Source organism: Bacillota bacterium (genome assembly GCA_013314855.1).
Classification (GTDB): Bacteria; Bacillota; Clostridia; order Acetivibrionales; family DUMC01; genus Ch48.
Genome location: JABUEW010000035.1, coordinates 21,554 through 35,246, shown reverse-complemented (window position 1 = coordinate 35,246; position 13,693 = coordinate 21,554). Strand labels below are relative to the sequence as shown.

14 protein-coding genes and 1 pseudogene are annotated in these 13,693 nt (G+C 37.5%); 4 read left to right on the top strand and 11 right to left on the bottom strand.

All coding sequences use genetic code 11. The features are described from left to right. Window positions 1-144: 144 nt before the first annotated feature. The 4 genes from HPY74_08160 to HPY74_08145 all read right to left on the bottom strand — a co-directional run bounded on the left by HPY74_08160 (window position 145) and on the right by HPY74_08145 (window position 3,215). Window positions 145-1,278, bottom strand: a complete 1,134-nt coding sequence (locus HPY74_08160) for a class I SAM-dependent RNA methyltransferase (GenBank protein ID NSW90633.1) — start codon at window positions 1,276-1,278, stop codon at window positions 145-147. A gap of 372 nt (window positions 1,279-1,650) precedes the next feature. Continuing rightward, complete coding sequence (crcB, locus tag HPY74_08155; protein NSW90632.1) at window positions 1,651-2,016, bottom strand: fluoride efflux transporter CrcB; 366 nt, start codon at window positions 2,014-2,016, stop codon at window positions 1,651-1,653. Continuing rightward, window positions 2,017-2,472, bottom strand: coding sequence for a fluoride efflux transporter CrcB (gene crcB / locus HPY74_08150; protein ID NSW90631.1), 456 nt, complete (start codon window positions 2,470-2,472; stop codon window positions 2,017-2,019). Window positions 2,473-2,498: 26 nt separating this feature from the next. Beyond that, window positions 2,499-3,215 (bottom strand): hypothetical protein, encoded by a 717-nt coding sequence (locus HPY74_08145; protein ID NSW90630.1) that lies wholly within the window; start codon window positions 3,213-3,215, stop codon window positions 2,499-2,501. Window positions 3,216-3,838: 623 nt separating this feature from the next. On the opposite strand from HPY74_08145, the pseudogene HPY74_08140 reads away from it, so the two are divergent. After that, a pseudogene (locus HPY74_08140) lies at window positions 3,839-4,982 on the top strand (hypothetical protein). 456 nt (window positions 4,983-5,438) lie between these two features. Continuing rightward, window positions 5,439-6,179: a Uma2 family endonuclease gene (locus tag HPY74_08135; protein ID NSW90629.1), complete on the top strand. Its 741-nt coding sequence runs from the start codon at window positions 5,439-5,441 to the stop codon at window positions 6,177-6,179. Between the two features lie 31 nt (window positions 6,180-6,210). Here the strand turns inward: HPY74_08135 and HPY74_08130 are convergent, their stop codons facing one another. Continuing rightward, window positions 6,211-6,366, bottom strand: a complete 156-nt coding sequence (locus tag HPY74_08130) for a hypothetical protein (protein ID NSW90628.1) — start codon at window positions 6,364-6,366, stop codon at window positions 6,211-6,213. A gap of 125 nt (window positions 6,367-6,491) precedes the next feature. Here HPY74_08130 and HPY74_08125 point away from each other — a divergent pair, with 125 nt between their 5' ends. Next, window positions 6,492-7,244: a type II toxin-antitoxin system Phd/YefM family antitoxin gene (locus HPY74_08125; protein ID NSW90627.1), complete on the top strand. Its 753-nt coding sequence runs from the start codon at window positions 6,492-6,494 to the stop codon at window positions 7,242-7,244. A 212-nt stretch (window positions 7,245-7,456) separates the two neighbouring features. On the opposite strand, the gene HPY74_08120 is transcribed toward HPY74_08125, so the two are convergent. After that, a complete protein-coding gene (locus HPY74_08120; GenBank protein ID NSW90626.1) occupies window positions 7,457-7,735 on the bottom strand; it encodes a hypothetical protein in 279 nt (92 codons plus the stop codon). 232 nt (window positions 7,736-7,967) lie between these two features. Here HPY74_08120 and HPY74_08115 point away from each other — a divergent pair, with 232 nt between their 5' ends. Next, entirely contained in the window at window positions 7,968-9,923 is a 1,956-nt protein-coding gene (locus tag HPY74_08115) for a multicopper oxidase domain-containing protein (GenBank protein NSW90625.1), read from the top strand. Between the two features lie 143 nt (window positions 9,924-10,066). Here HPY74_08115 and HPY74_08110 read toward each other — a convergent pair whose 3' ends face one another. From HPY74_08110 to HPY74_08090, 5 genes are all read right to left on the bottom strand, one after another. Further along, the gene (locus tag HPY74_08110; protein ID NSW90624.1) at window positions 10,067-10,324 is read right to left on the bottom strand and encodes a helix-turn-helix transcriptional regulator; all 258 of its coding nucleotides are present in this window, start codon (window positions 10,322-10,324) and stop codon (window positions 10,067-10,069) included. Window positions 10,325-10,422: 98 nt separating this feature from the next. Continuing rightward, a complete protein-coding gene (locus tag HPY74_08105; protein ID NSW90623.1) occupies window positions 10,423-10,599 on the bottom strand; it encodes a hypothetical protein in 177 nt (58 codons plus the stop codon). A 159-nt stretch (window positions 10,600-10,758) separates the two neighbouring features. Further along, complete coding sequence (locus tag HPY74_08100) at window positions 10,759-11,238, bottom strand: DUF2680 domain-containing protein (protein ID NSW90622.1); 480 nt, start codon at window positions 11,236-11,238, stop codon at window positions 10,759-10,761. A 188-nt stretch (window positions 11,239-11,426) separates the two neighbouring features. After that, window positions 11,427-12,824, bottom strand: a complete 1,398-nt coding sequence (locus HPY74_08095) for a HAMP domain-containing protein (GenBank protein NSW90621.1) — start codon at window positions 12,822-12,824, stop codon at window positions 11,427-11,429. Further along, window positions 12,821-13,516 (bottom strand): response regulator transcription factor, encoded by a 696-nt coding sequence (locus HPY74_08090; protein ID NSW90620.1) that lies wholly within the window; start codon window positions 13,514-13,516, stop codon window positions 12,821-12,823. Before HPY74_08090 ends, HPY74_08095 begins: the two co-directional genes overlap by 4 nt. Between the last annotated feature and the right edge of the window lie 177 nt (window positions 13,517-13,693).

Here is a 13,693-nt window from a genome sequence, read left to right as displayed (position 1 = left end):
TTCTAACCTTCAATAACATACAAGTAACCCTATCCTTTCTACCACCCTACCATCATGCTTTTGTAAATACTTTTTATAAATAATAATATATTTCATTATATTAGTCAAATATTTTTTGGCAACAACAATTTACGTTGACGGCAATTATTTGGGCAGTGGAGGCCCAAAAAACTGATAATAATTACACATTATTCTACCATTATAAAGCTTCCTTTTTTTATCAGCTTTTCGCCCAAAAAATTTTTCAAACTCAGGGTGGGATGTTAAAATGTAAAATGACCACGTGTCAAACTTGTTGAATATTTGACCAATTTGACTATACAGTTTTTCTACGGATTTGATTTCTCCCGATCTTTCACCATAAGGCGGATTACAGATAATAAAGCCGTATTTATACCTAGAGCTTATCCGTGAAACCGGCATACACTGTAAGTGTATAAATTCATCTACCCCTGCCTCTTTTGCATGGTACCGAGCCAGGCTTATTGCCTTTTCATCAATATCTGTACCTTGGATCCTTATAACTTGCTCTCTCTTTACCAGGTCCATTGCCTCTGTCCTTGTATTTTCCCATAAATTCTTCGGGATAACCGGCCAATTTTCTGCTGCAAATTCCCGTTTTAACCCCGGAGCGATATTTTTGGCTATCATAGCAGCCTCAATAGGAATTGTACCTGAGCCGCAAAAAGGGTCAATAAGAACTCTGTCCCCTCTCCACCGGCTTATCAATAACATAGCGCACGCCAGAGTTTCCTTCAATGGGGCCTCACCCACCAGCTTTCTGTATCCTCTTTTATGGAGGCCGGCACCACTGGTATCTATAGTTAAAGTAGCAGTATCTTTTAAAAGTGCAACCTCAATTTTATATTTTTGCCCTGTCTCTTCAAACCATGTACGTTTATATCTTTTTTTCAACCGTTCTACAACAGCCTTTTTTACTATAGCCTGGCAGTCAGGTACGCTTGCAAGCTTTGAACTTATGGATTTACCCTCCACAGGAAACTCCCCGTCCTCAGGAATCCACTCCTCCCATGGTAGAGCCTTGGTACCTTCAAAGAGCTCGTCAAAAGTGAGTGCTTTGAATTCACCGACTTTTACCAATACTCTGTCTGCAGACCTGAGCCAGATATTGCTCCGGCATATGGCCTCGTAATCACCTGCAAAAGTTATTCTTCCATTTTCTACTGTTTGTTCAGTATATCCAAGTTTTTTAAGCTCTCTTGCTACTACTGCCTCAACACCAAAAGCAGCTGTAGCTATAAGATTTAACTTTGCCATAAAATCCTCCAAAGTTCAGGTCAAGTTCATAATTTGATACTCTCTTTATTGTTTAAGTAAACTTTTCTAACATCTTCAGGTACTATAGGTGATAATACTCCAGCTTGTTTTATTCCACTTCACCATACTGTCTTTTGATTTTTCTTTCAACTAATATTATACAGGATGAACGTGATGGAGTCTACCTTTAAGGGTAGGCTTTTTATTTTATCGATATTGCCAACTAATATTTTACTAGCACAATACAGTTGTAAACCAATCAGCAGCGAAAAAGCTGCTGTAATTACCAAATTTTATTAGTTAACATAATATTTTATGATGTAAATTTTTAATATTTTGCACTTTCCCAGCAAACTCATATATTCTCCTCCTTCATATAACTTTTAACAGGTTGCCTGTCTCTAAACCTGCAGCAAAACCAATAATCCCCAAAGTCAAAGAACCTAATATATATATGAACGCATTCAATTTTTCATTCTCCTGAAAAAGGTTAAACCCCTCAAACATAAAAGTTGAAAAAGTCGTATAGGCACCCAGGAACCCTTCTGCAGTCAACAAATACAGATTTCCGTTTATTCCCAGACCGCTGACAAGTCCAAGTAAAAGCGCTCCTGTTATGTTAATGATGAATGTACCTATTGGCAATGATGAATTTGTCTTTTGTGTAATAATTCTCTCCAGACTAAATCTTGCTATACTGCCAAAAGCTCCTCCGATACCTACTAAAATATATTCCATTTACTCAGTCTCCCCTTCCTTTTGCAGCAGTACCTCATCTTCCGGCTCTAAATTATTCTTCATTCTATTGACAAGCTTTGCTACGGTTTCTCTGGCAAGGACAATCCCAAAGTATGCCGCAGCCAGTCCGATCATAGTAGAAACCGTTATATAGGAGATTGCTGAGTAGTAATTACTTTCCATCATCAGATTCACCGTTTCTTTGCACAGTGTCGAGAAGGTCGTATAAGCACCTAAGAAACCAGTAGCGATTCCCAAACGCAGGTCAGCATCAAATTCAAGTATTTCCAAAGCGATAGAAAGCAGCAATGCCAGTACAAAACTGCCGGTGATATTTATTATCAAGGTATTTAAAGGTACGTGCTCTTTATAATGATATATCGTCACTCCTTTAATAATATACCTTGATATTGCACCAAGGAAGCCTCCCAGTCCAATATAAATGTACTTTTTCACTTGAAATACATCTCCTTCGCAAACAGCTATTTATTAGTTCCTTTCTCGCCAACCCAAAGCTTTACTGCAGTAATCCATGCTTTTTTCTCCTCACTGCTGTGAGGTTCATTAAAAAATCTGTAATCCGATTTCCTTTTTATCTCACTCAAATAGCCAGACATTTCCTTAAACCTTTCCAACTGAATTTTTAAAACAGTTTTTATTGAAGATAAACTACTGCAGTATTCCAGCATTTTTAACATATGCGGCACACACATGAAACTGTTTTTTTGGAACTTTATATTAAATTCTTTATCCGCAAAGATATATTCAGTCATTGACGTTATATACACTTTTTCACTTTCTTCCACCATTTTGCATAATGGGCATTCTGCCTCTCCATTCAAGGAGTGCTTTAACTGTTTAAGCATGTGGTTAGACCTGTTAGAAAACTTTAAATAAGCCTTTTCTAAACCCTCGGTTTCCTTTAAAAAGCTTTCGATTTCTTTAATCGCGGTATTTACCAGATCTCCATAAATGATGGAATGTGCAAGCGGGTCGCCTTCTTGCTGTAATCGCCATGCATGATAATTGCAGAAGCCTTTTGCCTTATTAATATTATCTCTGATTTTAATATCATTTACACTTTCATACAACAACCCATCAATAAACCGGTCTATATTTTTATTAATCAGCATGCAAATCGGACACCCATCACTTTCCATGCAATCTAAAAGCTCATGATATACAAAATGCCTATCCATATAAACTACCCCCAAACAAAAACTCCCACAGACAACAAGAACATGTTATCTGTAGGAGTCATTAGCATACTAGCATTTATGGCGAACTCCATCGCCTTTATTTAATTATACCATGGAAAATGCTTTTACTCAATAACCATTTTTTAATACGGGCGCATTTTCAAATTTTGAAGAAAATGCTGAAAGTAACATTGTGGAAAGTCTTATAGAGCCTGTTAATCCGACGAGGGATAAGCAAATCAACTGTATGAGCAAAATAATTACATTGAAATATTATTAAATTCTATTCAAATTATTTTGCGAGTTTGATTTGCCCCGAAGTGAATTTACAGCCTCTTAAGACTTGGAGCATTTAGTTGCCGGAAGCATTTTCTTCATAAAAATAAAATGCGCCCTTTCAATACTGACTTAATTTTGTTTACAGTTTATCCGGTATTATATGCCTTGCTTGGGTCACTGAAGACCAACTGGGAACTCACTTCCGGCGGAGCATTCTTCCCCAGGAAGTGGATGTTTTCCAACTATCTATATGCTTTCAAGGAAGCTAATTTTTTAAGGTGAAAAAACTTGGAGAAGGCCATTATCTTATTGATTTCGGACATGAAATCACCGGGCAGTTCAAAATGGAGACCTCGGGGAAATCCGGCGAACTTGTAGAAATACTGTGCGGCGAGGAATTGGAGGAAGGCCTGGGGGAACATGTCAGATATATGATGAGGTGCAACTGCAACTACAAGGATAGCTGGATTTTGTCCGACGGGAGGAATGTTCTGGAACATTATGATTACAAGGCATTCCGGTATGTGGAAGTAATTTCACCCACAAATCCTTTACAGCCTGAAAGCTTTTGTGCAGTTGTCCGCCACTATCCTATGGATGACAACAAATGCAAATTTGAATCCTCCGACCCTCTGTTGAATAATATATGGACAATATGCAAAAATGCTGTAAAATATGGCTTGCAGGAAGTATTTGTAGATTGCCCCAGCAGAGAAAAAGGACAGTATCTGGGAGATGCTACCATTACCAGTCTTTCACACCTGTATCTTTTGGGAGACTTGAGACTATTTAAGAAAGAGCTGCAGGATTTTGCCGCATCGTCGTATATTTGTCCCGGTTTGATTGGCAGTCGCACCGGGAAGCTTTATGCAGGAAATTGCCGATTATTCTCTTCAGTGGCCCCTTCAGCTTTTAAATTACTATCAACACAGCGGCGATAAAGAATTTTTAAGAGAGATGTACCCGGTAGCAAAGGGAGTTGTTGAGTATTTTAAAAAGTATCAAAGAGACGACGGTCTTCTGGAAAACGTCAAGGAGAAATGGAATCTGGTTGACTGGCCGGAGAATTTACGGGATGATTATGATTTTAACCTTTCGACAGTTGTGGGTGACGGCTGTCATAATGTTATCAACCTAAAGGGATTAGCAGGTATCGGAGAGTATGAACTCGTGTACCAGCTCATAACGTCCAAGGATAAACATTCCTGGGCCAATATGCTGAGAGAGGGTGCAACTGCATGCTTTGAGGTATGGGGAAAGGACCAGAAGTGGAACACCAGCCTGTGCCATCCCTGGGCTAGTGCACCGATTCCGGTGATGATAGAAGACATTATCGGGCTTAAGCCAGCCAAACCAGGATGGGAGGAAATAAGTTTCTCGCCGCATATTCCCGGATATCTGGAGTATTTGACCTTTGAGATGCAGACTATAAAAGGCAGAGTCAGGGTATCATGCAGGCGCGGGGACGTCCAACTTTGTCTTTTATGACACATCATATATAGCAATTTTTGCAATACTTCAAGCAATTATCGCAAAGAATAGAGCATATTTTAATTGTATGATAAAAATAAATATAGTTTGCTCTGTAGTGTACCGTCACACCTATTCTCCTACTATACAACGGCTTAAAAAATGGTTTCATACTGTGAATAGGGGAACATTCCCGACGCGCGCAGAAAAGGCTGATTTTATTTGAATTTCAGCCTTCTGTTGATAAAAGTATTTAACTGTATTTCTAATTGTACATACTTAAAATCTTTTATCTCAAATCTTCCTTTATTGCGGAAAAGTTCCATGCCATGATTAAAAGAGGTATCATGAACAGCAGAATGAAAGATTTCTGCGATATTTATATACTTCCTTTAATTTGGATACTATTTACATTTTAGCTATTTTGTTATATAATATTAGCTAATAAAATTAAGTATTTGGAGTGTGATTTATATGGTAGTAAATCCAACAGAATTGCAAAACAATTTCGATAAATACCTCAAACTATGTAAAATTGAAGAAGTTATTGTGTCCAGTAATGGTAAAAATATAGCTATGCTGGTCAAATATAATGAAGAGTTGCTTACTAATTTGTATAAGGAAGGAGTCGTTTGTGAAAAAAGCCTTGAATATCATAGTGGAAATACAAAAACCTCATACGAAGATTTTCTAAAAATGAAAGATGCATCTGATAAACATTACGAGTTTATAAATGGACAAATTTATTTAATGGCTTCACCAAGTTACACTCATCAAAAAATTCAAGCAAATTTATTCTTGATTTTTGGCAATTGGTTTAAAGGGAAAAATTGTACCCCTCTGGTTTCACCTTTTGATATTACTTTGACAGATTATGAGGATAATAAAAACGTCGTACAGCCAGATATCGTGATCATATGTAATCCGGAAGAAATGCTTGATGAAAAAGACAGATATATTGGCACACCTTCACTTATTGTTGAAATCCTATCTAAAGCAACGAGAAGCAGAGATATGGTGTTAAAATTGAATTTGTATATGAGCAGTGGTGTAAAAGAATACTGGATTATTAACACTTTTAACAAGGAAATCCATTTATATTTATTTGAGAACAATGAAATTTCCGAGACGCGCACCTGGAAAATCGGCGAATCCGCAGAGTCAATAGTATTTAAGGGATTAACAGCCAATCTTGATGATGTTTTTTCAATATAAATAATATGCTGTATTCCTTCTTCTATTACTATTAATTCCTATCTATAACCATATCTGCATATGCACCTGGCCCTACCAAAATCCTCCTGCAGTGTATCATGGCATTCTGACCAAGTATCTTGCCCATGTCGGCCGATCTTTCAGCAAATACTTTCACTTCGGCTTTAAACGGGTGCATTTTCTTCATAAAAATAAAATGCGCCCTATAAACAGAGTCGGTATTGCAAATATTCGTACGATATGATATTATATATATGTACGATTTTTTTGTTAAACCATACGATGTAAATCATAGTAAGAGGCGGTGTGAATATGGAAAATGAAAATAAATTGGTGATCACAGCCACAGAATTAAAGTCCAACCTTGGAAAATATTTAGATTATGTATGTAATGATAATGAAGTGGTTATCACAAAAAACGGCAAGAAAATAATTCGCATGACACCGTATATTACCGATATTGAGCGGTATTTTACCGTACTGGAAAGGTCTTTGGATTATCAGTACGGTGGAAAAAAGGTATCCTATGAAGAATTCATGGCAATCTATGAAAAAAGCGATCTGCGTATGGAGTACATTAATGGAGAGATTGTCCTGTTGTCGTCTCCAAGTACCTATCATCAGAATATTTCAGGCAATCTACATGTCTTATTAAGAAATTATCTGAAGGGAAAGCCGTGTAAAGTATTCTATTCACCTTTTGATGTGCATTTTTACAAAAAAGGTTTTAAAGAGCCAGATGTGATGCAGCCTGATTTGCTTATTGCCTGTGACCTGGAACATACAGTGAACGAAAAGGGGCGGTATATGGGAACACCCACACTGGTTGTTGAAATATTGTCGCCCGATACCAGGTCTAAAGACATGGTAGATAAATTGAATACTTATATGCTGTCGGGCGTAAAGGAATTCTGGGTGGTAGACCCCCAAGGGAAAACAGTCCTGGTTTACGGTTTTAAAGATTTTCAGATTGATTCATTCATAACGTATAAAAACAGCGAAGTTATAAAATCCTATTGGTTTGAAGATCTGGAGGCACCACTCAAAGAGGTCTTTGAATCATAACCTATACCAAAACTGATAGCACGGGCACCTCACAAAATTCCACGGGTATTCTCCCCGTGGATGTTCAGGAACTGCCTTGCCAATCACCGCCAGCGACAGCTTTGAATAATCTACTGAAAGTCATCAAATTATTCAAATATAATAGTAAAAACAGCGTTATGACGAATTGAGTTTTTATAGCTGAATCCTGTATATATCACTCCGCATATGCTTCAATAGCGGTTTATTATGCTATTATACATTTCAATACTCATATTCTCATATTTTTTATTGCTATACATTCCAAGTCTTTCCTTATTTCTTCGACCTGATGTTTTAGGAAAATTCCAGGTATATTTCATAAACTTAAAATCAAGCTTCTCAAGGCATACTTCCTGCATATCCGCTCTTCCTTTTCCTATATGGGGAATAACCCGTTTTATATAACTTGTCAAACATACAAATCTACTTAAATTTAAATAAATAACTATATCAGCTTTTTCAAGGCGCATATCTATAGTGCCTCCATAATTGCCGTCTATAATCCACTCATCACCGGAATTAAGAAGTGCCTGCTTTTTACTTTTTAATATATCTTCCGACTTTCCTGTTTCAAGTCAGCATATTCGCCACCAGGGCTGCGTTGGAACATTGTGCGTAAATCAGCACCGCAATAATGCAAGAACCTTTTTACAGTAGTCAACATAATATATTGTAGTAAACATTATAAGGGAGGTTATATAAATGTTTAAAATCCTATTAGGAATATTTTCTTTCTATCTATTTAAAGCTATAAATTATTTAAAATATATTATATGTAAGAAGAAGCTTCAAGTACAATCCTTTAGGCAAACCACCAAGCTTGATCCTGCATCTATACCAAAGTTTGTCAATCAATTAGTAAAGCCGCCTGTTTATAAACCCTTTATATTAAAAGTAAAAGTCACAATTGAAGAAAAAATACATGGAAATAAAGTGAATATATATAAAAATAAGGAAAAAAGGCATCTTTATTTTGTAGATATAAGTGAGTTCAAGCAGCAGATTCTTCCTGAAGGTTTTCCTCAGACGACAGTTTGGGGATACGGTGGACTTGTTAAAGACCCTGAAACCGGGCGTATCAAGTATTCCAGAAGTTCACCCGGAGCTACTTTTGAAGCTGTTAGAGGTATCCCTGTTATGGTAAAATGGATTAATAAATTGACTGGTTTACACCTACTTGCGGTCGACCCGACCTTACATTGGGCAAATCCTAATAATATGCCTATGGACCCGCCCATGCCCTGGCCTTTATTCCCTCCCGGATTCCCTAAGGCACAAAAACCGATACCAGTGGTGACACACCTTCATGGAGGTGAAGTACCTTCTACTTTTGACGGTCATCCGGATGCATGGTTCACTAGCAATGGGAAGAGGGGACCTAAATTTGTAACATCCCTTTATACGTATCCTAATAAACAGCAACCAGCTACTCTATGGTATCATGACCATACACTTGGTATAACACGACTTAATGTGTATTTGGGACTTGCTGGATTTTATTTGTTACGTGACCCCGAAAATTGCAAACATAATACATTACTTGAGAAAAATGTAGTTTTACCCAGCGGGAAATATGAGATACCAATAGTGATACAAGATAGGTCATTTAATACTGATGGCTCCTTTTCATTTAACAACGTTGGAGTAAATCCCAATATTCATCCTTACTGGACACCTGAATTTTTTGGTGACACTATTATGGTAAATGGAAAAGTATGGCCAAACCTGGATGTAGAACCACGCCAGTATCTGTTCCGATTTCTTAACGGTTCCAATGCCCGGTTTTATAATCTGAAGCTGTCAAATGGTATGACATTTGTACAAATTGGAAGTGATGGTGGCTTCCTACCTAAGCCAGTTGAGCTTGGTTCACTTTTAATAGCACCGGGAGAACGTGCAGACATTCTTATGGATTTTTCGAGTATTGAACCAGGTACTTCAATAATTCTTCAGAATGATGCAAACGCTCCATTTCCGGGCGGAGATACGCCTGATCCGAATACTGTCGGACAAATTATGCAATTCACAGTACTTGCAGATTCTTCCGCGCCAGTTAAACCGCCCAGGCTGCCTGACAAACTTAATAGAATTCCAAGACTTATACCGGACTCACCTCCCAGAATCCTGACATTAAATGAAGTAACTACACCTAATGGTCCAGTAATACTTGTATTAAATGGTCAAAAATGGTCGGCCCCAATATCAGAATTACCAAGAGTCGGATCAACAGAGGAATGGATTATAATTAACCTAACAATGGATACACATCCAATACATTTGCATCTGGTGCAATTCCAGGTTGTTAGCCGCCAGAATTTTAAGGCAGAAGAGTATAAGAATAAATGGGAAGAATTTAATGGAGTTCCTCCTTTAGACCATCCCACTATTGCATTGCCAATAGAACCCTATTTGGACGGCGAACCCATCAGTCCACCTGATAATGAAAAAGGGTGGAAAGATACTGTAAAGGTGAACTCGAATGAAGTTACCCGTATAAGAGTCCGTTTCGCACCACAAGATATCCCTGTATTTGTTGCAAAACCAGGCAAAAACCTGTATTCTTTCGATCCTACACTTGGTCCTGGATATGTTTGGCATTGCCATATCTTAGACCACGAAGATAATGAAATGATGAGACCATACAAAGTAAAAGCGTAATATAGAGTTAGAAGTAGCAGGGTGTTATTTAAATATTACCCTGCTATATTTTTATAACACCGTTTATCACCCATTATATATAAATCTGCTTTGTATTTTAAAACAGAGGCGTAATAGTAATTATATAACATAGTCTCCATAAATTAAATAGAATTATGTTCGCTTCCCAGAGCATAGTGGTGTGTAGGTCCTTCCATTACCCACGCTTTAATCTTTAATAAAGTCTCTGGTATTGGGCTCAAAAAAGCCTCAAGTCTCTTTTCGCTTATGTATTCAGTAAGTATCTTGCCATAGCATTCCTTGAATATCCTGCTAAAATACGAGGGGTTATAGAAACTGGACCTTGCCAGTTCATTCAACGTGAGTTTTTTGTTATAATTTTCTTCTATGTGTTTCAACACCTGGGGAGCAATTTTATCAATATCTCAAAATACATCCATGGTATCCGTTCTTTTAACCGCTCTGAATATTTTCGTAAGAAGTATGTTTACATACCCTTTCAATAGGTAAACATCAGTACTGCTCCTAACAATGCACTTCCTCTAGTTGCAGAATAAGCAAGAACAGAAGCTGTAATTGGCATGGTACAGGGTGGTAACGCAGAAATACCGAAGGGTATTCCTAAAAGAAAAGCATCTATAAAACCGCTTCTCTTCTTGAAGTCTAGTTTACTCATCTACCATCAAACATAACATCTAACATTATTTAGGATGTTTATAAATTAATATACGATAAAAACCACAAAAGAGCTGTTCTTTACAGCATCCTTTGTGGTTTTATTTTTGTTCAAATAAAAGCTATATTTTTCTAAAACCTTTAAACATTAGAGAGCTCTCTACCTGTTTTGACCTCTACCAACTCCCATTCTACCGCCAAATCCACTGCCATTGCGTATTTCTCCACCTTTGCCAATACTATTGCCTATACCGCTGCACTGGCCGAAACCCGCTCCATATTTTTTACCAATTCCGGCATTCCCTGTTCCATCACATGCAGCCTGGTTGTTTTTGATAGAATCATAGATTTCATCGGCCTGTTCCTGAGTAAGCTTTCCATCCTCTACACGCTGGTCAAGAATTGCTTTCTTCTGTTCCAGCATTTGTTCCTTGAATTCCTCTAGTTTTCCGGCTTCTTTTGCAATGGTGCCGTAAGTCTTTCCTGCAGCACGCTCCTTGTAGAGATCCTCAATAGCTTTTCCTGTCAATCCCGATGCAATTTCTGCAGGTGTCTTTGCTGTTGCGGCATAAGCAGCACCAGCTACGCCAAGTATAACTACTACTATTACTACTACAATAATTCTTTTTAAGTTTTTCATAAAATTCACACTCCTTTTTTGGTATTAGGACATTTCTCTCCGAACAATAATACATTCCTGTTCAGTTAGGAAATGTCCGACGTTGTTTTTACATTTTCTATTTCTATTATAAGGAGTAATTGTGATAGAAGTATGATAGAACTCTAAAAGAATTGTGAAATATTTATTAAAATAATGTGAACGCTTACCTATTTATTAAGCTCGAACCAAAATGTAGTTCCGGCTCCTTTTTTGCTTTCTACACCATATAAAGCCTTATGTGCCTCAAGTACGCTTTTTACGATAGCAAGTCCAAGTCCTGTACCCACCATTTTCCTTCCGCTTGTTTTGTCTGCTTTATAGTACCTGTCCCACACACGCTTGATGTCCTCATCTGAGATGCCCGTTCCAGTATCTGATACCTCGACTTTAACAGTGTCTTGACGATTAATCACTTTAACCGTTATGCTTCCCCCTTCCGGTGTGTGGTTGAAAGCATTATTTATAAGATTATACAATACCTGTTCTATTCTCAACTCATCAGCTGTTACCATTATGTCCCCGGTAGCTTTAAATATAATCTTAATACCTGTCTTATCACTTAAAATATTATATCTTTTAATTATATCCTCTATTGTTTTGTTTATCAAAAACTGTCCCGGATTTAAGTTCATGTACCCTGCCTGCATCTGTGAAAGGTTAAGAATATCATCCACAATCTTACTTAGCCGCTCTGATTCTTCAATAATAATATCAAGCTGTTTTTCACGTTTTTCCAGAACATTTCCGCTGACATCTCTTATGGTCTCTGCATAGCCGCGGATTAAGCTTAACGGTGTCCGAAGCTCATGGGATACATTGGCAATCAAGTCTTTACGAAGCTGTTCAATCTTAGAAAGTTCCTCTCCCATATAATTGATTGTTTCTGCCAGTTTACCGATTTCATCCCTACTCCCGGATTTTATCCTGTCTGAAAAATCGCCGGAAGCCATCTTCTCAGATACCTTCTTAATCTCAAGTATAGGTTTCGTAAATGTTCTGGAGATCATATATGAAATAAAGAGTGCTGCAGCAAGCAAAATCAATGTAATAAATATAAGCTGTTTTTTTAAAATTAAAACAGTATCCTCAACCGGAGCTAACGGCATGTTTATAAAAAGCACGCCTGTTAATTCTCCGGATGTTTTTACTGGGAGTCCTATCATCATAAATTTGTTCCCGAACCGGGGATGAGATAAAGGGATGGTTACTTCCTTTCCGGCAAGAACTTCCTGAAAAGCCTCAACCTTTTCTCTACTTCTCATCATGGGCATTTGTCCGGCATAGCCCGTCGAGCCTGTTGTATATACAATACTTCCATCCAAGTCTAAAAGTTCAATGCTCAAGTTGTTATTAAATGCGAAAATATCTGCTTTGTTTTCAAATTCGGCCTTATTTCCCTCGCCAAGTAATTTAGCAATGGAACTACCTTCATTTTTTACCCCCGATACTCTCATACCGGTATAAAAGCTTTCAAGAAACACAATCTGAAAAAGCCATAGAAGTACTAATACAATTATAACAAGGGCCATCATCCCGGCCCAGAGCTTAAAACCTATACTTTTCATTTTCTGACTCCTGCTTCAAATTTATAGCCTGTTCCCCAAACAGTCACAATATATTTCCTATAATGGCCCAGGCTTTCCCGTAACATTTTTACATGGGTATCCACGGTTCTATCATCTCCTGTAAAATCATAACTCCAGACCTCTGTGAGAAGCTGCTCCCTTGAAAACACTCTATTCGGATTCCTGACAAAGAAATTCAATAGTTCATACTCTTTTGGTGTAAGGCTGACAATATTCCCATCTACATATACATTCCGTGAATCAAACTCGATAACAAGGCCTTCAAAGACAGCTTTATTCTCCCTTTGAACATCCTGAAACGGCAAAATACTCCTTCTCATAACTGCTTTCATACGGGCAAGCAGTTCCCTCGGGCTGAAAGGCTTTACAACATAGTCGTCCACTCCTAGTTCAAACCCAAACAATTTATCGTATTCTTCGCCTCTTGCTGTCAGCATGATTATAGGTACATGAGAGGTTTTCCGGATTTCCCTGCACACACTCCAGCCGTCCATTTTAGGCATCATAACATCGAGCACAACAAGCGAGTATTTATTTTGTTCGAACAGGTTTAATGCTTCAACTCCATCCGAAGCTTCATCAATAATATATCCCTCAAGGCTGATATATTCCTTAATCATTTCCCTTATGCGCTCTTCATCATCAACTATCAAAACTCTTACCTCATCCATAAATGTACCTCTTTATATTCATCAGATTATCAAATTTATTAAAAATCTTAAATTTGTATTAATTTTTTTAATAAAATTTGTTTATTAGAACATAATGTTTATGCAACCTCTCGAACAATTGTTTTGTAGTTAAATTATACTAAATAATTATTCGGTTGGCAATAGGTTACTTACTAA

Bases quoted from the DNA above. Each gene is read 5' to 3' on its own strand.
- HPY74_08160 (NSW90633.1), bottom strand. From the start codon at position 1,278: ATGGCAAAGTTAAATCTTATAGCTACAGCTGCTTTTGGTGTTGAGGCA.
- crcB (NSW90632.1), bottom strand. From the start codon at position 2,016: ATGGAATATATTTTAGTAGGTATCGGAGGAGCTTTTGGCAGTATAGCA.
- HPY74_08145 (NSW90630.1), bottom strand. From the start codon at position 3,215: ATGGATAGGCATTTTGTATATCATGAGCTTTTAGATTGCATGGAAAGT.
- HPY74_08135 (NSW90629.1), top strand. From the start codon at position 5,439: ATGGTAGTAAATCCAACAGAATTGCAAAACAATTTCGATAAATACCTC.
- HPY74_08130 (NSW90628.1), bottom strand. From the start codon at position 6,366: ATGAAGAAAATGCACCCGTTTAAAGCCGAAGTGAAAGTATTTGCTGAA.
- HPY74_08125 (NSW90627.1), top strand. From the start codon at position 6,492: ATGGAAAATGAAAATAAATTGGTGATCACAGCCACAGAATTAAAGTCC.
- HPY74_08120 (NSW90626.1), bottom strand. From the start codon at position 7,735: ATGCGCCTTGAAAAAGCTGATATAGTTATTTATTTAAATTTAAGTAGA.
- HPY74_08115 (NSW90625.1), top strand. From the start codon at position 7,968: ATGTTTAAAATCCTATTAGGAATATTTTCTTTCTATCTATTTAAAGCT.
- HPY74_08105 (NSW90623.1), bottom strand. From the start codon at position 10,599: ATGAGTAAACTAGACTTCAAGAAGAGAAGCGGTTTTATAGATGCTTTT.
- HPY74_08100 (NSW90622.1), bottom strand. From the start codon at position 11,238: ATGAAAAACTTAAAAAGAATTATTGTAGTAGTAATAGTAGTAGTTATA.
- HPY74_08095 (NSW90621.1), bottom strand. From the start codon at position 12,824: ATGAAAAGTATAGGTTTTAAGCTCTGGGCCGGGATGATGGCCCTTGTT.
- HPY74_08090 (NSW90620.1), bottom strand. From the start codon at position 13,516: ATGGATGAGGTAAGAGTTTTGATAGTTGATGATGAAGAGCGCATAAGG.